Origin of the sequence: Streptomyces sp. SP18BB07, assembly GCF_036322545.1 — a bacterium.
Taxonomy (GTDB): Bacteria; Actinomycetota; Actinomycetes; order Streptomycetales; family Streptomycetaceae; genus Streptomyces; species Streptomyces deccanensis.
Window position 1 is genome coordinate 12,744 of record NZ_JAQYWT010000356.1, and the last position, 17,435, is coordinate 30,178.

At 66.2% G+C, this 17,435-nt stretch carries 20 protein-coding genes; 15 read left to right on the forward strand and 5 right to left on the reverse strand.

Annotated features, from left to right (window positions below; translation table 11 throughout):
• Positions 1-117: 117 nt before the first annotated feature.
• Positions 118-870, reverse strand: a complete 753-nt coding sequence (locus tag PUR53_RS37025; protein ID WP_329911251.1) for a DUF5677 domain-containing protein — start codon at positions 868-870, stop codon at positions 118-120.
• A gap of 95 nt (positions 871-965) precedes the next feature.
• On the reverse strand, positions 966-1,259 hold the full coding sequence (locus PUR53_RS37030; protein WP_329911253.1) for a hypothetical protein: 294 nt from the start codon (positions 1,257-1,259) through the stop codon (positions 966-968).
• Positions 1,260-1,644: 385 nt separating this feature from the next.
• Between PUR53_RS37030 and PUR53_RS37035 the strand changes: the two genes are divergently transcribed.
• Positions 1,645-2,100, forward strand: coding sequence for a hypothetical protein (locus PUR53_RS37035; RefSeq protein ID WP_329911255.1), 456 nt, complete (start codon positions 1,645-1,647; stop codon positions 2,098-2,100).
• Positions 2,101-2,869: 769 nt separating this feature from the next.
• Here the strand turns inward: PUR53_RS37035 and PUR53_RS37040 are convergent.
• Positions 2,870-3,688 carry a hypothetical protein gene (locus PUR53_RS37040; protein WP_329911256.1) on the reverse strand — a complete coding sequence of 273 codons (819 nt, stop codon included), beginning with the start codon at positions 3,686-3,688 and terminating at the stop codon, positions 2,870-2,872.
• Between the two features lie 845 nt (positions 3,689-4,533).
• Here PUR53_RS37040 and PUR53_RS37045 point away from each other — a divergent pair.
• Entirely contained in the window at positions 4,534-5,520 is a 987-nt protein-coding gene (locus PUR53_RS37045) for a DUF6414 family protein (RefSeq protein ID WP_329911257.1), read from the forward strand.
• 195 nt (positions 5,521-5,715) lie between these two features.
• Here the strand turns inward: PUR53_RS37045 and PUR53_RS48415 are convergent, their stop codons facing one another.
• Positions 5,716-6,270 (reverse strand): endonuclease domain-containing protein, encoded by a 555-nt coding sequence (locus tag PUR53_RS48415; RefSeq protein WP_443080408.1) that lies wholly within the window; start codon positions 6,268-6,270, stop codon positions 5,716-5,718.
• 519 nt (positions 6,271-6,789) lie between these two features.
• Between PUR53_RS48415 and PUR53_RS37050 the strand changes: the two genes are divergently transcribed.
• From PUR53_RS37050 to PUR53_RS37065, 4 genes are all read left to right on the forward strand, one after another.
• On the forward strand, positions 6,790-7,641 hold the full coding sequence (locus tag PUR53_RS37050) for a helix-turn-helix domain-containing protein (RefSeq protein WP_329911258.1): 852 nt from the start codon (positions 6,790-6,792) through the stop codon (positions 7,639-7,641).
• A 98-nt stretch (positions 7,642-7,739) separates the two neighbouring features.
• Positions 7,740-8,135 (forward strand): ATP-binding protein, encoded by a 396-nt coding sequence (locus PUR53_RS37055; protein ID WP_329911259.1) that lies wholly within the window; start codon positions 7,740-7,742, stop codon positions 8,133-8,135.
• A gap of 172 nt (positions 8,136-8,307) precedes the next feature.
• Positions 8,308-9,159, forward strand: coding sequence for a sigma factor-like helix-turn-helix DNA-binding protein (locus tag PUR53_RS37060; RefSeq protein ID WP_033526538.1), 852 nt, complete (start codon positions 8,308-8,310; stop codon positions 9,157-9,159).
• Positions 9,156-9,977, forward strand: a complete 822-nt coding sequence (locus PUR53_RS37065; protein WP_329911260.1) for a protein phosphatase 2C domain-containing protein — start codon at positions 9,156-9,158, stop codon at positions 9,975-9,977. The genes PUR53_RS37060 and PUR53_RS37065 overlap by 4 nt, the downstream gene beginning before the upstream one ends.
• 76 nt (positions 9,978-10,053) lie before the next feature.
• Here the strand turns inward: PUR53_RS37065 and PUR53_RS37070 are convergent, their stop codons facing one another.
• Positions 10,054-10,668: a hypothetical protein gene (locus tag PUR53_RS37070; protein WP_329911261.1), complete on the reverse strand. Its 615-nt coding sequence runs from the start codon at positions 10,666-10,668 to the stop codon at positions 10,054-10,056.
• Positions 10,669-10,941: 273 nt separating this feature from the next.
• Between PUR53_RS37070 and PUR53_RS37075 the strand changes: the two genes are divergently transcribed.
• The 9 genes from PUR53_RS37075 (at position 10,942) to PUR53_RS37115 (ending at position 17,225) form a co-directional block, all read left to right on the forward strand.
• Entirely contained in the window at positions 10,942-11,289 is a 348-nt protein-coding gene (locus PUR53_RS37075; protein ID WP_033526536.1) for an SCO3933 family regulatory protein, read from the forward strand.
• Between the two features lie 5 nt (positions 11,290-11,294).
• Positions 11,295-12,665: an FtsK/SpoIIIE domain-containing protein gene (locus PUR53_RS37080; RefSeq protein ID WP_329911262.1), complete on the forward strand. Its 1,371-nt coding sequence runs from the start codon at positions 11,295-11,297 to the stop codon at positions 12,663-12,665.
• An 85-nt stretch (positions 12,666-12,750) separates the two neighbouring features.
• Positions 12,751-13,482 carry a DUF2637 domain-containing protein gene (locus PUR53_RS37085; RefSeq protein ID WP_329911263.1) on the forward strand — a complete coding sequence of 244 codons (732 nt, stop codon included), beginning with the start codon at positions 12,751-12,753 and terminating at the stop codon, positions 13,480-13,482.
• A gap of 16 nt (positions 13,483-13,498) precedes the next feature.
• Positions 13,499-13,678 carry a mobile element transfer protein gene (locus tag PUR53_RS37090; RefSeq protein ID WP_329911265.1) on the forward strand — a complete coding sequence of 60 codons (180 nt, stop codon included), beginning with the start codon at positions 13,499-13,501 and terminating at the stop codon, positions 13,676-13,678.
• A gap of 15 nt (positions 13,679-13,693) precedes the next feature.
• Positions 13,694-13,849 (forward strand): hypothetical protein, encoded by a 156-nt coding sequence (locus tag PUR53_RS37095; protein ID WP_005476066.1) that lies wholly within the window; start codon positions 13,694-13,696, stop codon positions 13,847-13,849.
• A gap of 20 nt (positions 13,850-13,869) precedes the next feature.
• Positions 13,870-14,178, forward strand: coding sequence for a SpdD-like protein (locus PUR53_RS37100; protein WP_329911266.1), 309 nt, complete (start codon positions 13,870-13,872; stop codon positions 14,176-14,178).
• A gap of 106 nt (positions 14,179-14,284) precedes the next feature.
• Positions 14,285-15,652, forward strand: a complete 1,368-nt coding sequence (locus PUR53_RS37105) for a replication initiator (RefSeq protein ID WP_329911267.1) — start codon at positions 14,285-14,287, stop codon at positions 15,650-15,652.
• Positions 15,652-15,822: a helix-turn-helix transcriptional regulator gene (locus tag PUR53_RS37110; protein WP_319112502.1), complete on the forward strand. Its 171-nt coding sequence runs from the start codon at positions 15,652-15,654 to the stop codon at positions 15,820-15,822. The genes PUR53_RS37105 and PUR53_RS37110 overlap by 1 nt, the downstream gene beginning before the upstream one ends.
• Entirely contained in the window at positions 15,819-17,225 is a 1,407-nt protein-coding gene (locus tag PUR53_RS37115) for a tyrosine-type recombinase/integrase (protein ID WP_329911269.1), read from the forward strand. The genes PUR53_RS37110 and PUR53_RS37115 overlap by 4 nt, the downstream gene beginning before the upstream one ends.
• Positions 17,226-17,435 lie beyond the last annotated feature (210 nt).

Below are 17,435 nucleotides of genomic sequence, written 5' to 3' on the forward strand. Positions count from 1 at the left end.
AACCTGCGCACACGGCTCCGGAGGCCGCTTGAGTCTCGGAGAAAGCTGCTGGTCAGATCGGTATGAGTCCATGACTGGCTGCGGTCCGTCCACGGATAGTCCATAGTGTTGTGACCATCACTGCGCGTGCAGGTCTCCGGGCCCCTGCCACTGCGGGAGCGTCATGGCGAACCCATACTCCTTGGCGACCTGTTCAAGCTCGGCGGTCCACGGCTTGCCAGTGAGCACCTCATTGAAGGCCAGCATCGCGATGTGCAGGATCCACAGGCCGTACGGCTGGCACGCCACGATCTCCTCATGGATCGGTGCCTGACTGACGTGGATCGCCTCCCCATCGTCCTTGAAGAACATCTGCACGCCGGTGGGGGTCGGGTGGGTGAAGCGGGACTCGACGGTGTAAAAGCTCCATTCCTTCGTGAGGCCGTAACCCTTAACTAGGTTGTCGATCTTCACCAACTTCTCGTTGGGGTCCGACGCGATGGTCTCGTTGACCGTCTTCACGGTCTGCGCCATGATCTCGTAGGCGTCCCTGTAGCGGTCCTTCGTCCCGTCCGCCTTGAGGGCCTTGGCGAGTTGGATCTGGTCGCCCCGCAGCTTGCGGTTGTAGATGTCGCCTATCCGATCGCCCTGGTCCACGCACCACCGAAGGGTGATGGCGTACTCCAGAGCACTCCGGCGGTTGGGGGACGCAGCGCCGCACGCGCCGGCATGGTGCAGCGTGAGGACCGCACGCACTTGGTGCGCCACGTTGAAGAAGAGTCCCCAGCCGATTACAGAGGCGCGGTCAACGGGGTCGATGTACTGGTGAAGGTTGCCGGTGATCAAGTTTTCGAGACGCATCAGGCCGTCTCTCGGGTCTGGTTCAGCCACTGACCCAGCATCGTCGGAGCGTCCTCGTCTGCGCTACGGGATTTCTCAACGTCAGCTCCGCACGCACGCGATGCTTTTGTGACACACCGACACCGTCACGGCTGCGTGATGTTACTGGTGTTTACGAAGAGGCCCGCGAAGATCGCAAGGCACGTTGCAACTACAAGCCCAGCCGATGGATGGTCCGGCTGGACCGTGAAGAGCTTCCACGTTGCGATCACCCCGACGGCGACTGGTGCCAAAACCATGAGAACGAAGAGCTCACGGTTCTTGAAGTATGTCGGGTTCATTACCAATCCGAGTAGGACACCTCCGAGGGCGGTCATGCCCCCGCTGAGGTCTGGTCCCTCAATGTGAGTATCAACTGCCAGGAATGCCAGCAGCACCATGACCGCTCCGTAGACCAGGATGAGGACGGTAGTCATCAGGGTCGCAGCCCAATCCGTTTGCTCTGACTTCGTGGGTCTTGTCGGCATGTGATCATTCCATGACCTCGACGGTAATTGCGCCATTCTTACTGCTCCGTTCAGGAGCGATCTTGAAAACCGTCGTGGCGCGAGTCACCGTGGGTTCAAATCCCACACCCACCGCCAGGTGAAAAGGCCCCTGACCAGGTCATATGGTCGGGGGCCGTTGTGCTGTTCGGTGTCTGCCAACTACCGTGATTCCCCGTGAGTTCCCGCACGATCGGGCACGGGTGGGGCACGGAGCCTACTGATCCGAAGCTCATCGATATGCCCGCGAACCGGTACCGACTGCTGGTTCCATTGGAGTATGTCGACGCCTCCGCCCCCGAGCGATGAGCAAGCATTGCTCCAGTACCAAGCGGTAGCCACCCGCCGCGCTGGCTTTGACACGATGATGTGGCAAGTGCCCGGTCTGGGGCTGACGGCTCAGGCGTTCCTCATGACGATCGCCCTCAGCCCAGATACAGGGCAACTGGCGCGGGTCACGTCTGGGGTGCTGTCGATGGTGGTGTCCTTCCTGTCCGTGCAGCTCTTGGCGAAGCACCGACACCACGAACTGGCTGACAGTATCTGGTTGCAGGAGTTCGAGAAGGTGAGAGGTCTGCCTGAGGTCCATGCTCCAGGAGCAGAGCGCTGCCAGGCTGCGGGCATACAGCCCAAGGGCTTGGTCAAGCTTCGTTCCCATCGAGTGTGGACCGTGGGGTTGGCTGTGTTCGGAGTCGTCGGCCTTGGTGCGGCTGTCGCCGCCCTGGTGCGGCCCTGAATCACGACTGAGCAGGCGCGCGACGCTCTCAGCTTGGGAAGCTGCGGTCTCTTGGGGCGGGTTCGGTGGTTGACCTGGGTGAACGGCTACGGCGTGTCCTCGTCGGACTTGGCTGCCTTCCCCGCGGTTCCCCGCTGTTCCCCGCTCGATCTGGTGCGCTTGTGGTGCGCGTCTGCTGCGGCGCCCTGGCCGTGTTGGCGCGCTGGCCTCCGTGGCCGAGGTGGCTTCTCCTGCTGCGGAGCTCCCACAAGGGTTCTGCTTGAATCGGCCCATGACTTCCGTTGGGGCGCCGGGCGAGACACAAGAGATAAAGGAGCTCGCGGTCTGGTTCGGCGGGGCGTCCGTGGCGTGCTGGTTTTGCTGCCCCTTCTGGATACTCGTCTGCTTCTTCACACTGCCCGTCGCCCTTGTCGGCCTTGCGCGGGCCTACGTTGAGTACCAGGCGTCAGCGCATGGCGGGGCGAGCAGGTCGCGAGCGGTGATGGGTGGTGTGCTGTCCCTCCTGGGAGGAACAGCGGCGATCGCTTACATGATCTTTCTAGCCACTCACCCGGACCTTCCCGTCCAGGGGTAGTGGCTCCGCCGATCATGCCGCGTTTTCTTGCCCACACGCTTTCCAACTGTGGTGGTGGGGTGGCGGGCGTCGTTCGAGGGCGTTCACCTGGGTTCATGGGCGACTAGCTGCCGACGCGGAGACGCTTCCGGGTCTCGCCTGAACGGCCGTGAACGGGGCTGAATGAGACGGAAACTGAGACGGGCAGGCTAGCAACTAGGCCCCGGACCTTCTCTCAGCCTGGTCGGCCGCGCCCATCATGTGCCCCATGATGATCCGCGTGTACTCCCACAGGGCCGCCAGCAAGTCCGTTACGCCGTGAGGCCGACCATCGGGAGAGACGGCCTGGACCTGAGCCGTGATGTTGTACTGTCCCTTGATTGACTTGATGCGGCCTTTGGTCCGATATCGGAGTAGCACGGCGCCATCTTCAAACGGGCCAACTATCACCTCCGCGTCGGGTGGCACGCTAGCGGCAGCCCCTTCCTCGGTTTCGAACTCGACTCTTGGTGTGTGCTGGATGCTCTGTGGTGCGAGATCGGGCTTGACCTGAAGGTGGTGTTTGGTGCTGTTGTCTAGGTCGCGCAGGATTAACAGCAGGTCCCCATCAAGAGTGCCGCCGTGCTCGGGTCGCTGGAACGGCTGGACCTGCTCCAGAGCCTCGCGGCACCAGTCGGGCAAGCAAGACAGCGCCCTTTGGCGGCTCTTCCACTCCTTGAGGGTGCCGCAGATGGGGAACACGAGCCCCTTGAGCTGCTTCTCGTCCGTCACACCAGACTGCCGCGCGATGGCCACGATCAGGTTGTCTAGGGCCGCCCTCAGGTGATTGACGGCCTCACCGAATCGGAAGCCCCAGTCGGCAAGTGATGGAGATTGAGATACCTGGAGCCGCAGCTCCCAGCTGAGTCGATCCTCCGCGATGCTGGCTCGGACGCCATAAGGGGTGCTAACGCCCCACGCCTGCATGTCGGCCGACAGCGCTGCTCCAAGCTGATGGGCTCGCGCCAGACGACTAACTTGATCGCCGAAGTCCACTTTATGGCCTAACTCCCGTTACCTGGCGCTACCTTACTGTCGTGCCTTGGACTGGAGCTAGCAGTTTTGCGCGCAGTGCGGCGGAGTGGAGTTGCAGCCCTGGCCGTACCGTTGGTCAGTCCCCGCTGGTCCCCGCGGCTCCCCGCAGGATCTGGCACGTGAATGGCACGGTCTCTTCGCCTCGATGGCCCTTTAGCGGAACTGGGGCCCCGGAGTGTCTGAGTCTCAGCCGACGATAGTCAGCCACGACGGCGGGTGCGTCGACCGAGCACGCACGCGTGAGCCTCGCTGCACCCCCACCGGCCTCGGCTACGCTGCCATGCCGTCGACCAGAGCAAGTTGCGCCGGCGGAAGCGTGGCGGAGACCTTGGGTGAGGACCTCTTCGTCCGAAGCAACTTGGGTGGGCGCTCGGCCTTGGGCTGGTTTGCCTCTCACCTGCGCTGATGGTCTGCCGATGTTCGCGGTCGTCCGCGTGTTCGTCGGTGTTGTCACGCAGTTAGAGCACGCGCCTGGTGTTGCTCCCGCTGCGCGAGACCAGCGTCAGCTCAGTTCTCCGGGCTTCGGCATAACCCACCCAGTGTCGCAGATCAACTCGGGGAGCCCAGGCCACAGGGGGGTGGGGGTGGTCACCCGTGGGTGCCGACTGTCAGCGTTGGTCGACCTCGCACGGCCCAGGGACGGCCCAGGATCCGAGCGCGCCCCCCCTTCGAGCGCCGACGCGGACAAGTACGGCAGAGGACCGCCTTTTACGAAAATCGAGACAGCTGCGCAGGTTGGGTGTTCAATCTCGTCGCATGGGGCCGCACTGGAGCCCGCGAAGAACGTGCAAGGCGAGGAGAGATCAATGATTCTACGCGAGTTCCTCTACGTAGACACCGATAAGGTGCGTGCCCTTCTCGCTCAACTCGATGGCGGAATCGTGGAAGAATCGCGCGAAACGGAACGCAAAGAGAAGAGAACCACCATCGGCCCGCGCTCCGCAGCTCAGCATCTACAGGGAACCGGCAGCGAGAGCTACACAAACAAATCCCTCGGCGACGCGCTCTTCCCTACCTTGGAAGAAGCATTGGAATCCGAACTTCTACTGAATGACATCTCAGAGGAAGCATCAGATGCCGATGCCTGGGAATCAGGTAGCTTGAAGACTAAATACCCCCCGGGGTCACTCGTCCGAATCACAGCCCCAGGGTCCCTATTCGACACCAGGTATGCGGCCGCAGCGTTCGCTGCCTTCGGCCACGTGAATGTTGGACTTAAGGGCATCGGCGCCTCGCCATCAAACGAGCCGCAGCGGACAGGCAAGGGGAAACAGAGCCAGCAGCGCCCCAGGCCAGCAAAAAGGGGGGAGGGTAGCGCCGACCAATTGGAGGATGCAATCCCGGACTTCCCAGAGGTCGGCGGAACGGACGGGAACACTCTCCGGTCTTTCGTGCAGATCTCAAAGGGGGTATTCACCCCGGGCTTGCACATGAACATGACCCCAGCCAAGGGCGCCCTAATTAGCGCGCGCCTCCAAGAGGGGCGCCAGTATCTCGACACAGAGGCAGAGATTCTTTTCGCCCGCTACGGCACAGAGCGACATGATTGGACACTGGTCGGCAGCATCGGAAGCTACGGAACCGAAGAAACCGAACTGCCAGATATGAATTTCTACAATCCCGGCGGAAATATTAATCGTGGCCTATTCGCCGAGGCCATGAACGCACAAATGCGCAACCTCGGCAGGATCGGTTTTATCGACCTGCCCCAGCATCCGGGCTTTTCCCTTATCCCGTTCGCCGTCTACAGGGGTATTCCTCGCAGTACCGAATTGGTGCAGGTGCAGCCGTAGGTCGGTGGAGTCTCAACGACTGAGTCCAGCCATTGTTCGACGTGTGCGCCCCTCGATGCGAACTACGGGCCGGACGGTCGCTGAGGTCTCCTCAGCTGGTCAAGCGGTCATCGTGCGCCGGTGACGGTCGGCTGTGGTCGCGGTGGTCGCTGTACTTCGCTGCTGTACTGCCGGGGCCGGGTGCTGCAACGATAGCTACACGGCATGGTGCCTTAGCGCGTCCGCCATGGCTGAGTGATTGGCCAGCAGTTCCGACAGGGTGCTTTCTGCTATGGCATGACCCCCGTCCCGCTGTTGTTGCACTACAACGTGCAGTTCCGCCTGTTGCGCGAGGAGGCGCCGGAGGTCTGCTCGTGAGGGTCCACGACGGAACGAATCATGATGTTCAATCTCCACGCCGAGCATCACGGCGGGGCTTCTCTCTCGATACCTCTGATAGCGGGGGTGCCGAGTTGATCGTCTCCCCTCTGCCCGGTTGCATCCGTCGCACAGCCACCCGCGGAAGAGCTCAGGCTCGGTGTTGTGGTCGTGATCGCGTACCAGCTTTACTTGAGAGTGTCGCCGACCACAAATGGCGCATCGCAAGCCTTGCCAGCGCAAAATCTCAAACGTCACGGCCTGGAAGCGAGCAGCATGACTGCCCCAGTTAGGGGCCGTCGCGTAGTATCGGGCGTTCTCGACGGTCTGGCCGTCAACCTTCCAGCCCCAGCAAGCTGGTTGGTTCAGATCGGGTTTCTTCTTGGCCGCCATGCTTTCAGGCTAGTGCCGTGAGCAACTGAGCCGCTTTGGGCTGGTGCACTCTGCCGGCGCTTCACCTCCACCTCAACCCACCACCCTCCCCAGCTCCCATCCCGTCTGCCGTCGACCCACACACCGTGGAGCGGGCGTGGTTCAGGGCGTCAAGGTGGAGCGCGCCACTGTACGAACGACCTTGACGCCCTGGGCCGCGACTGCTCGGCTCTGCCTGGGTCGACGGCAGACGGGATGGGAGTTCCCCGCGCACACCACAAACGGCCGGCACTCGCGAACGGCGCCCCCGCCATCTCGGAGCCTGAGCGCCCCCGCCGGAGGCATGTCTTTGACCCGCGGGTGACCCCTCGCCTCTGCCCGCATGCACGTAGCGCGCCGCCGGGCGCGGCCAGCCGGGGCGCAGACAGGAGGCAGGCCGCGCCGCAGAGGCGGCGCGCGCCCGCGCCGTGCGCGGGCTCTTGAACCAGTAGAGAAAGTTTGAATCATGCTCCCGCTGCCCTGTGGTGTAGAACCCTGACCATGGGGAGTGAGCGGCGGGAGCGGATGCAGGCGCTTGGTGCGCGTCTTCGTGTTCTTCGGACAGAGGCCGGGTTGACGGGGGCTGTGCTGGCGCAGCGTGCCGGTGTGGGCCAGCCGACTGTGTCCAAGGTCGAGACCGGGCGCATGGTGCCGAGCGGTGAGGTGCTCGACCGGCTCTTGCGGGCCCTCGGTCTCGATGAGTTGGCGGCTCGTGAGGTCCGGGAGTTGTTGCACGCCGTGGTGGCTGCTTCGGATGCCGGCCAGTCCGCGGACACAACTCCGCTCGTCGGCACCAGCGTTGATGGTGAGGTTCGGTCCGCGCGGCTGGTGCGGTCGTTCCAGTGCGTTGTGTTGCCCGCGTTGCTTCAGACTGCGGAGTACGCCCGGCACGTCTTCGCCAGTGCGCCGAACTCGGCGCCTGATGCCGTCGGTCGGGCCGTGGCTGCCCGCGTTGAGCGGCAGAGTGTGTTGTACGAGCCGGGGCGGGAGTCGGTGTTCGTGCTGACGGAAGCTGTGTTGCGTACTTGGCCGGGGACTCCGGCGCTCATGCTGGCGCAGCTTGACCGGCTGCTGGCTGTCGAGAGTTTGAGCACGGTACGGCTCGGGGTCATCCCCTGGCGCCGTCCCGTGCCGGTGCTGCCTCGCCACGGGTTCACTCTGTGCGACCAGCGGGCCGTGGTCGTCGAGACCTTCGACAGTGAGCGAGTCTCGGCTGATCCCGTCGAACTGGCCGCCTACGAGGAGACGTTCACTCGCTTCGAGGGGGCTGCGATCTTCGGTGACGAAGTGCGCGAGCTGCTGTTGAGAGCGATGGCGCAGTTCCGCGACTTGGGAGACATGCTCACTCGATAGAGGAATAATTCCTCAAGATGCCTGGCTCATCACCTAGTCATGGGAATACTCTGCCGTTGCGCTGTCTAGTCCCCTAGACGTAGAGTGAGGGATCTCCCATGCGAACCAAGTGGTGCCGCGCCTTTCCCGGCCTGGCCGAGGAAGTGGGCCATGCTCGACATTTCGTTGCGGCTTTGCTCGACGGGCAAGGCCCGGTCGACGAGGCGGTCCTGGTCGTCAGTGAGCTTGCGACCAACGCTGTGCGGCACTCGTTGAGCGGCGCGGCCGGCGGCTGGTTCGTCGTGATCGTCAGCCTCGGTGGCGAAAGTGACCTTGTTCGCATCGAGGTAGTCGACCTGGGCGGCGAACGTCAGCCCCACCTGTGCGACGTCGCGGACCACGAAGAGGGCGGCCGTGGGTTGGCGCTCATCGCGGCTTGCGCCAAGGACTGGGGGGTCAAGACCTGGCCCGACGGGCGAACTGTATGGGCAGACCTGGTGCGGGAGGGCGTGTGATCACGTCTGCCTCGGCCGTCGCCTCTGGTGTGGTGGGCGGTGACGGGTGAGCCCTCGGGGTGTGCCCAGTCGACGGTCCCGGTTCTTTGTGGTCGGCGTCGATACGGGACGCCGTCTCCCGCCCATTCCGTCTAGGGCCCTAGACTCCTGGTTATTGCTAGGAGGTGAGGTCATGTCGGACGAGTTGCAGCGGATCATGGCGATCGATGATCCGTATCTGCTCTTGCGCGAGGTCACGACCAGGTTGGCCGATGCGCAGCAAGAGGTGACGGAACTGGCTCGCCTCCGTCGACGCGTGGTGCAGGACCTCCACGCGCAAGGGTTGTCGTATGCGCAGATCGCCGAGAAGGCTGGTCTGAGCCGCGGTCGTATCCACCAGATCCGCCACACCGGCCCGGCGCCCGAAGGTGCCTTCTTCGGTTCAGGTGTCGTCACGGTGGTCACTCCGCTGCGGTCGGATGACGTGAAGAAGCGCACGGTCGTCGCCATGGACGACATGAACTCGGGCAAGCGCCTCGAAGAGCTGGCGAAGTCGTACAGCCTCGATGTCGCCTCCGGCAACGTGCTCGTGAGCGGCGAAGTCAATCTCAACCGCAACGGCCTGGTCGTCGTCTGCGGGCCGGGCATGTCCGAGGACATGCGCAACCTGTACGCCCAGGACCCGGTTCTGAGCTGGCAGCATGCGGAGGGCGAACCCTGGACGCTGCTGGACCGGCGCACCGGCACCGTCCACCGGTCAGGGATGGACGCTGATCCGTCTCGTCCGCATGACGTGGGATACCTCGGCCGGCTGTCCCGCCCGGACGGCAAGGGTTCCGTGCTCGCCATTGCCGGTATCCACACCCAAGGCTCACTCGGTGTCGTCCAGTTGCTCGCCTCGGACCTCAATGCCCTGTGGGGGCAAGTGGGAGAGCGCCGCTTCTCCACACTGGTGGGTGTCGAGTACGACCCTGAGACCAGCGAGCCTCAGTCCGTCGAACTGCTCTGCCCGCTCTACCTGCACGACGAAGGAGCCGAAGCGTGAGAGTCGCGCTCGGCTCTCTGTCCTCCGCCCCCGGTCTGGACAACGAAGACTTCGCAGCTGCCGCACCGGGTGCCGCCGTTCTCCTCGACGGTGCTGGGGTGGCGGGGGCGGAGACGGGGTGTGTGCACGGGGTCGCCTGGTTTTCCGGGACTCTTGGGGCACTCTTGCTGCGTAAGGTCACCGCTCACCCTGACCGAACTCTTGCTGACTGCCTGGCCGACTCGATCGGGGAGGTTCGCTCGCTGCACGGCGACCGCTGCGACCTGACGTATCGAGCCAGCCCGACCAGTACGGTCGTCGCGGTTCGACTTGGCGACGCGGGGCTGGAATATCTCGTTCTCGGCGACTCGTCGCTGCTGCTGGCCGACCGCGACGGGGCTACGTCTGTGGTGACGGACCGGCGATTGGACGAGGTCGGCAAGCGGCTCCGGGGCCACGTCGACGACTTGCCCACCAGCTCACCGGAACACGCTGCCGCGCTCGCTCAGTACCGGAACGCCCTGACAGGGCTACGCAACCGGCCGGGCGGCTTCTGGATCGCCGGCCCCGATCCGCGTGCCGCCGAACATGCCCTGACCGGGACCGTGCGGGTCGACTCCCTCACCTCGGTGACCCTGCTGAGCGACGGCGCCACCCGACTCGTCGACCGCTTCGAACTCGCCGACTGGGCCAAGCTGTTGAGTGTGCTCAACTCCTCCGGCCCCGATGAACTGATCCGCCTGGTGCGGGCAGCGGAGGCCGGAGATCCTGATGGTCGTCGATGGCCGCGCGGTAAGGCCCAGGATGACGCAACGGCCCTTCACTGGGTGCTCACGTAGCAAGCAAGTCTGGATCATGCGATTCAGTAATGCGAATCTGTCGCCAGTTGTATGAGCGACCGATGGGAAGGCTGTGTCAGCAGGCTCTTGTGCTTACCGCATCTCGTTGGACTGCAATCTGCTTCATGACCTTCGTCCCAGGAGGCCAGTACAGGCTGGGAACGTCGTAGCGTGAGAGCCCATCTTGGATGTTCCGCAGCCAGGCACTCGTTTCGGGTCCCACCAGCAATGCTACGAGCTGGCGCTTCTGGTTGAAATCGCCCTTCTGGCCGATGGTGATCTGACCCGAATACGTTCCATCCCCCGCGGGATCCAGAGGCTCGACTACGACCTTGCGTCCGTTTCGATTCGTTCCGAGCCACAACTCGTGCTCGGCCGACAAGTCCCCGGTGACCGCGATCCGTACGGTGGTGCAGCGCTTCACGACTGCCGGACCATTGTTGACCGGCTTGGGGCCGACGAACGCGATGTTGGCATCGTCCTGAAAAACACTCAACACCCATGGATATGCGTCGGACAGCGTGACGCCTGTAGCTGTTGCGACGAGTCCGATGGTGGCAAGGGCGTACCCAATCGGCTTCCCGATGCTGATGGCGATCTGCCGCCACCACGACGGGGCGGTCGTGGTCGTGGGGTCGTCCGATTGGGGATCAGGACTGGGGGTTGGCACACGCTGCTGGGTAGTGCTCACGGAGAACTCCTCTGATCTTGAGGGCCGAGAACTACCCAACCCACACCCGCTTATCACGTCTAGTCACAGTCCTGTTACATACGGTGTATATCCATCGAGGGCCTTGCCTTGGCCATCCCGTATACCCCCCTAGACAGTTGAGGGGTCGTCGGTTTACTGTTGGCGTCAACCCCCCTAGACAGTTCAGGCGGGGCCTACCTCCTGCTGTCTAGGGGGGTATCCAGTTCGAATCGGCGCCGAGAGCGGTGCCGCCAACCTGTGAGGTTCGAAGAAATGCGTGTCATCCCCGTGGACACTTCCGCCGCGACTCTGCTTGTCACCAAGCTGCCCGAGGTCAAGGTGAGGGACCGTCAGACCGGTGAGGTCGCCGTCGACCCGGTGACCAACCAGCGGCTCATGACGCTGGAGCTGGTCTTCATCGCCGCTGGCGGCTCGGACATGATCAAGGTCACCGTTCCCGAGCCGGGCATCGGTGACGGGCTGGTCATGGGCGCCCCGGTCATCCTGTCCGGTCTGTTCGCCCGACCGTGGGAGAGCGAGTTCGGCGGCCGTACCCGGCACGGCATCGCCTACCGGGCGGACGCCGTCATGGTCAACGCTCCGGCGCCGGTCCAGGGCTGATCGCCATGACCGATGCCGTATGGACTCTGGGTCTGGTGCTGCTGACGGTGGCCGCGTTGGTGGTCCTGCGTCGGCGAACGCCGGTCCTGTTCTGGTGGCTCGTCGGATACCCGGCCATCGCCCTGCGCGTGCTCACCACATACCGGGCAACCATGGATGCCTGCGGCCTGACGGTTCCGGCTTCGGCCGTCCGTCGGGCCACGGCCCGGATGATCGGGCGGGAAGCGGCCCCGGTGCCGCCCTGGCGGTCGCTGCCACGCCCGACCGGGTCCGGTCTCGTGATGCGGCTGCGTATGGCGGCCGGGCAGGCACCCGAGGACTTCGCCGCCTCGGCCGACCGGCTACGGCACGCCTGGGGCGCCCACGCCGTGCACATCCGCCCCACCAAGCCGGGACGGCTCGAACTGCGCCTCATCGGCTGGGACGTGCTCTCCGACGTACGCCCCGCCCGCCGCTGGCGGGGGAGCGGACCACTCACCCTCCCGCTGGCGCTCCGCGAAGACGGTCACTGGCACGTACGGGACTTCCGCACCGTGCCACACGAACTGATCCTCGGCGCCACACAGTCCGGCAAGTCCGTGTACCTGCGCAACCTGCTGTGCGGGCTCGCCCGGCAACCCGTCGCCCTGGTCGGCATCGATTGCAAGTGGGGCGTCGAACTGGCGCCGTTCGCGCCCCGCCTGTCCGCCCTCGCCGACACCTCGGACCGCGCGAACGACATCCTTGACGCCCTGCTGGAGGAGATGGAGGCACGGTTCCGGCTCATCGGCCTGTCGAGCGTGGCCGGGCCGGATGCCGTGCTCACCTCCGACGTGTGGGGGCTGCCGGACGACGTGCGGCCGGTGCCGGTCGTGGTTGTCGTCGACGAGGTCGCGGAACTCTTCCTCGCCGCGAGCCGCGACGACGAGAAACGACGCGACGCCATGGTCACCAAGCTCATCCGCCTCGCCCAGCTCGGCCGCGCGGCCGGCATCTACCTGGAGGTCTGCGGGCAGCGCTTCGGCTCCGAACTCGGCAAGGGCGCCACGATGCTCCGCGCCCAGCTCACCGGCCGTGTCTGCCACCGCGTCAACGACGAGACCTCGGCGAACATGGCGCTCGCCGACATCGCTCCCGAAGCGGCATTGGCCGCCACGTCCATCCCGGCCGAACGGCCCGGCGTCGCGGTTGTCGGCGACTCCTCCGGCGGCTGGTGCCGCGTCCGCTCACCCCACCTCACCCTCGACGAAGCGGCGGCCATCTGCCGCGACACCTCGGCCATGGTCCCGGACCTGCCCCGGCTCGCCACCTTCCGCCCCGCCCTCGCCGCGACACCGGTCGAGTCGGCCCCGGCCGCAGCACCCGCCGCGCCCACCACGCGCCCGGTCACCGAGTAGCCCCCTTCCTCCCACGGTCGGCGTGACCACCTCACGCCAAGGTCCCTACCCCTCCCATGCCGAAAGCAGGAAGGAAGACGAGCCGATGCGCGCCCAACTGGCCCGCCTGGACGCCGTGATCATCCAAGCCGTCATCGCGGGCGCCCTGTCCTTCTCCCACCTCCACGACCTCGCCGAAGCGGCCGGACAAGGCGGCTGGAAGGCATGGGCCTACCCGATCAGCGTTGACCTCCTGCTGGTCGCCGCCTGGCGCCGGATGCGCGAAGAACAGCGGGCCGGACAGCCGTCCGAGGGCCCGCGGCTGTGGTTCCTCGTCGCCCTGGCTGCATCCCTCGGTGCCAACGTCGCCACCGCCGGGCTCCTCGACCTGGACCACGTACCCGCGTGGCTCCGCGTCGTGGTCGCGGGCTGGCCGGCCGTTGCCTTCTTCGGCGGCACGCTCCTTGCCCACGCTCCGCACCACCACCAGGAAGCACCAGCGGTCCCGGCCCCGTCGACGACCGGCCCGCACGACCAACCGCGCACCGCAGCCCCCGTCGCCGTCGACATGTCCGACCGGGACGCGCTTCCGGCACCGGCCACTGCCCCCGACTCCGCTCCTGATCCCACCACTGCCGAACCGGTGACCGATCTGGTCCCCGCTCCGGCCCCGGCGCCCGTTCCCGCCGTCGCGCTGCCGCCCGCGCTCGTCGACCGCGTCCGGGCCCTGGCCGACGAGCACCACTCGGCCACCGGCCACCCCGCCGACCCCGACGCCGTACGCGCCCGGCTCGGCCTGCCCCCGTCCATGACCGCGTCCGTCGCCGCCCACCTCTGAGAAGGGAACCCAAGCCATGCACCGGCGCTTCCGCAACGTCCGCCGTATCGGCCCCGTGAACGTCGCCTCGTTCGTCGAACGCGGCAAGAACCGTCACCTGGCCGCCTGCACAGCGCCCCGCTGCGACTTCTCCGCCGAGTACGACTCCCGCGCCGCCGCAGAACTCGCCGCCCGCACCCACCGCTGCCCGGCCTGACAGGAGACCAACCCCATGGACGTACCGCTCTGGCTCGCCCTGCTCTGCGTCGGGGTCCTGGGCGTCAAGCTCATCCGCCCGCCCTGGTGGCTCATCACTGTGCTGCTCCTCGGCGGCTACCTCATCGCCGACAGCCTGCTGGCCCCCGTCATCAACTCCCTCGTCAAGTAACCGAGAAAGGAGATCCGCTCATGTTCCGGCCGAAGATCCCGACCATGCCTCAGCCGACCGGCCTGGTCACCCCGCCCGCAGTCGTCGAGTCGACCACCGTCCCCCCGGCCGTCCCGACTCCGCAACCGGCCCTCGCCGCCACTCCGGCGCCGTCCCGTCCGGCCGTCCAGCTCACCCCCGGCACCGCGCTCGCGCTCGTCGGCGGTGGTACCGCCGTGGTCCTGGTCGTCGGCGCCGTCCTCGTCTCCATGCTCCTCGCCGTCGCCGTCACGGCCACTTCGACCGCCGTCTGCGCCGTCGTCATCCGCTCCCTTCTCACTCGCCGCTGACTCAACGGCTCCACTTGCGTTCAGCCTGCCCACACTGTCTAGCCCCCTGGACGGTGTGGGCGGTGGGCGCGCACAACCCTGATCCCATGGCAGGAGGAACCCGCACATGCGCCCCCCGGCTCCGCTCGGAGCCATCCGCCACCTGGCCACCCTCGCCCGACACGGCGACCTCGGCGCCTACGCTCGACAGATCCAGCGCCTCGGCGGCTGCGAGCGGCCCGTACGGATGGAGGGCCACCGGCTCGACGTCCACGCCGCCACGGGAGAGATCGTCCGGGAGATTGCCGACACCGACCTTCCGGCCGGCCAACTCCTCATCCGCTGCAACAACCGGCGGGCCACTCGCTGCGCCGCCTGCGCCGAGGTGTACCGCAAGGACACCTTCCACCTGGTCACCGCTGGACTGAGCGGCGGAAAGGGCATCGGCCCCGACGTCGCCCAACACCCCCGCGTCTTCGCCACCTTCACCGCCCCCTCCTTCGGCCCCGTCCACAACCGTCCCACCGGCGGCCGGTGCCGCTGCGGCCAGACCCACCCGGAGGACGACCCCGCCCTGGGCACCCCCCTCGACCCTGACCGGTACGACTACCGCGCGGCCGTCCTTTGGAACGCGCACGCTGGCGCACTGTGGGCCCGCTTCACCACCTACCTGCGCCAGCAACTTGCCTCTCGCGCGGGCCTCACCCGCTCGGAACTCCGCCACTGCCTGAAGGTCTCGTACGCGAAGGTCGCCGAGTACCAGCGGCGCGGCGCCGTCCACTTCCACGCCGTGATCCGCCTCGACGGCCCGGAAGGTGCAGAGGACTCCCCACCACCCTGGGCCACGACCGAACTCCTCACCGATGCCATCCGCACGGCGGCCTGCCTCGCCGAAGCCTCCGGCCCGGTCCTCGACGGACGCCCCTACGCCTTCCGCTTCGGCACACAGCTCGACATCCGCCCCATCCGCTCGGCGGACTTCGCGGGCACCTCGGAGCTGTCCAGCCGCGCCGTCGCCGCGTACATCGCGAAGTACGCCACCAAGGGCGCCGAGACGGCCGGCACCCTCGACCGGCCCATCCGCAACCCGATCACGGACCTGATCGGCTCCGGCGTCACCGACCACGCCCGACAGCTGATCCTCACCTGCTGGCAACTCGGCGCCCGTCCCGAACTCGAAGCCCTCCGCCTGCGCAAGTGGGCCCACATGCTCGGCTTCCGCGGCCACTTCTCCACCAAGTCCCGCGCCTACTCCGTCACCCTCGGTGCCCTCCGCCAGGAACGCGCCGACCACAACGAAGCCCTCACCCGCGAACGCGCGGCCGAAGCGGGTCACCCACTGCCTGACCCGAACAGCGTCCTCGTCCTCTCCCACTGGCGCTTCGCCGGGACCGGCCTGACCGCTGCAGAGACCTGGTTCGCCACCTCACGTCGGCCCGACGACGCCCCTGACACGGAAGGAGACTCGGCGTGGACCGCCGACGAGACGAACTGATGACTGTCCCGCAGATCCTCGCCGAGCTGGGCGGAATCTCTCGCCGCACCTTCTACCGCTGGCGCGAGCTGGGACAGGCTCCGGAAGCGATCAAGCTCCCGAACGGTGAACTCCGCTTCTGGCGCAGTGACTTCACTGCGTGGCTTCACGGACTCGGGGAGGCGGCGTGAAGTCGCATGACGTGAAGGTGTGGAGCATCCGTAAGCGGCCGTACAGGACGCCGTCATACGACGTGCGATGGAAGGTCAGCGATGTCCCGCCATTCTCCGAGACCTTCCGGACGAAGGCGCTCGCCGACAACTTCCGCGCGAAGCTTCTCCGGGCTGCTCAGAAGGGGGAGGCGTTCGACACGGAAACCGGGCTGCCAGACTCCATGGCACCTGCCAAGGAGTCCCGCACCTGGTACGACTTCGCGCGGGCATACGTCGCCATGAAGTGGCCGCACGCCGCTCCGAACTCCCGCGACAGTCTGAACGAGACCATGACCCTCGTCACGACTGAACTCCTGGGTGATCGGCCTGGGCGCCCGGCCGACGACATCTTGCGGCGTGCTCTGCGTGGCTGGGCCTTCGTTGTCCAGGCCAGGGACGAGGACGAGCCCCCGGTGGACATCGCGAACGCTCTTCGCTGGGTGGCCAAAGCCTCGTTGCCGCTGGCCACGCTCAAGAATCCGGCGGACATCCGTCGTGTCCTTGACTCGCTCAAGCTCAGGCTTTCCGGGGATCCGGCGGCTGCCGAGACGGTGCGGCGAAAGCGAGCGGTCCTGTTCAACGCCCTCGCCTACGCAGTCGAACTGGGGGAGCTGCCGGAGAACCCCGTGACGCTCGTGAAGTGGAAGCTGCCCAAGGTCACCAAGGAAGTGGACCGGCGGGTTGTGGTGAACCCTCAGCAGGCCCGGGACCTCCTCGCTGCGGTCTCGTACGTGGGCGGCTACCGCCGGGCCCGTGGGCGCCGCCTCGTCGCTCTCTTCGCCTGTATGTACTTCGGTGGGCTGCGGCCGGCGGAAGCCGTGGGTCTGCGACGCCCGGACTGCACGTTGCCGGACGCGGGTTGGGGTTCGCTGATCCTGGAGAAGACGCGCCCGACCGTCGGAAAGCGCTGGACCGGAACCGGGGAAGTGCACGACAACCGGGGCCTCAAGAACCGCCCCGCGAACGAAACCCGGATCGTCCCCATCCCTCCTCGCCTGGTCCGCATACTTCTCGCCCACATCAAGGAATTCGGTACCGCCAAGGACGGACGGATGTTCGCCAACGAGCGCGGGGGAGTGGTCGCCTCCACTACCTACTGGCGCGTCTGGGACGAGGCTCGACACCTGGCGCTCACGCCGGAGCAGGTGGCCTCGCCGTTGGCCGCTCGGCCGTACGACCTGCGGCACGCCGCGCTCTCCTCCTGGCTCAACGCTGGTGTGGACCCCACCGAGGTTGCGGAGCGCGCGGGCAACAGCGTCGAGGTGCTGCTGAGTCGCTACGCGAAGTGCCTCGACGGTCGGCAGGACGTCGCCAATCGGCGGATCGCCGAACTCCTCGGCGAGGATGACGACCAGGAGGACGGGCCCGGCGCCGGGCCCTGATCCACGCACTCCTCACGCACACCTGCGGCATGATGGCCCCTGGACTCAGGTCCAGGGGCCTCGGCGTTTTCCGGGGATGACCTGCGGATTCCTGTCCTGCGGCTAGTCCACACATAGTCCACAGCACCCGACATACGGCCGCTCCGAGCGGCATACGGCTGCACATACGCGAAGACCCCGGCCTCAGCGTTTCCGCTGGTGACGGGGTCT

Coding starts and splice junctions, on each gene's coding strand:
- PUR53_RS37045 (WP_329911257.1), top strand. CDS start 4,534: ATGATTCTACGCGAGTTCCTCTACGTAGACACCGATAAGGTGCGTGCC.
- PUR53_RS37030 (WP_329911253.1), bottom strand. CDS start 1,259: ATGGTGCTGCTGGCATTCCTGGCAGTTGATACTCACATTGAGGGACCA.
- PUR53_RS37075 (WP_033526536.1), top strand. CDS start 10,942: ATGCGTGTCATCCCCGTGGACACTTCCGCCGCGACTCTGCTTGTCACC.
- PUR53_RS37080 (WP_329911262.1), top strand. CDS start 11,295: ATGACCGATGCCGTATGGACTCTGGGTCTGGTGCTGCTGACGGTGGCC.
- PUR53_RS37100 (WP_329911266.1), top strand. CDS start 13,870: ATGTTCCGGCCGAAGATCCCGACCATGCCTCAGCCGACCGGCCTGGTC.
- PUR53_RS37090 (WP_329911265.1), top strand. CDS start 13,499: ATGCACCGGCGCTTCCGCAACGTCCGCCGTATCGGCCCCGTGAACGTC.
- PUR53_RS37095 (WP_005476066.1), top strand. CDS start 13,694: ATGGACGTACCGCTCTGGCTCGCCCTGCTCTGCGTCGGGGTCCTGGGC.
- PUR53_RS37050 (WP_329911258.1), top strand. CDS start 6,790: ATGGGGAGTGAGCGGCGGGAGCGGATGCAGGCGCTTGGTGCGCGTCTT.
- PUR53_RS37055 (WP_329911259.1), top strand. CDS start 7,740: ATGCGAACCAAGTGGTGCCGCGCCTTTCCCGGCCTGGCCGAGGAAGTG.
- PUR53_RS37035 (WP_329911255.1), top strand. CDS start 1,645: ATGTCGACGCCTCCGCCCCCGAGCGATGAGCAAGCATTGCTCCAGTAC.
- PUR53_RS37060 (WP_033526538.1), top strand. CDS start 8,308: ATGTCGGACGAGTTGCAGCGGATCATGGCGATCGATGATCCGTATCTG.
- PUR53_RS37105 (WP_329911267.1), top strand. CDS start 14,285: ATGCGCCCCCCGGCTCCGCTCGGAGCCATCCGCCACCTGGCCACCCTC.
- PUR53_RS37085 (WP_329911263.1), top strand. CDS start 12,751: ATGCGCGCCCAACTGGCCCGCCTGGACGCCGTGATCATCCAAGCCGTC.
- PUR53_RS37110 (WP_319112502.1), top strand. CDS start 15,652: ATGACTGTCCCGCAGATCCTCGCCGAGCTGGGCGGAATCTCTCGCCGC.
- PUR53_RS48415 (WP_443080408.1), bottom strand. CDS start 6,270: ATGGCGGCCAAGAAGAAACCCGATCTGAACCAACCAGCTTGCTGGGGC.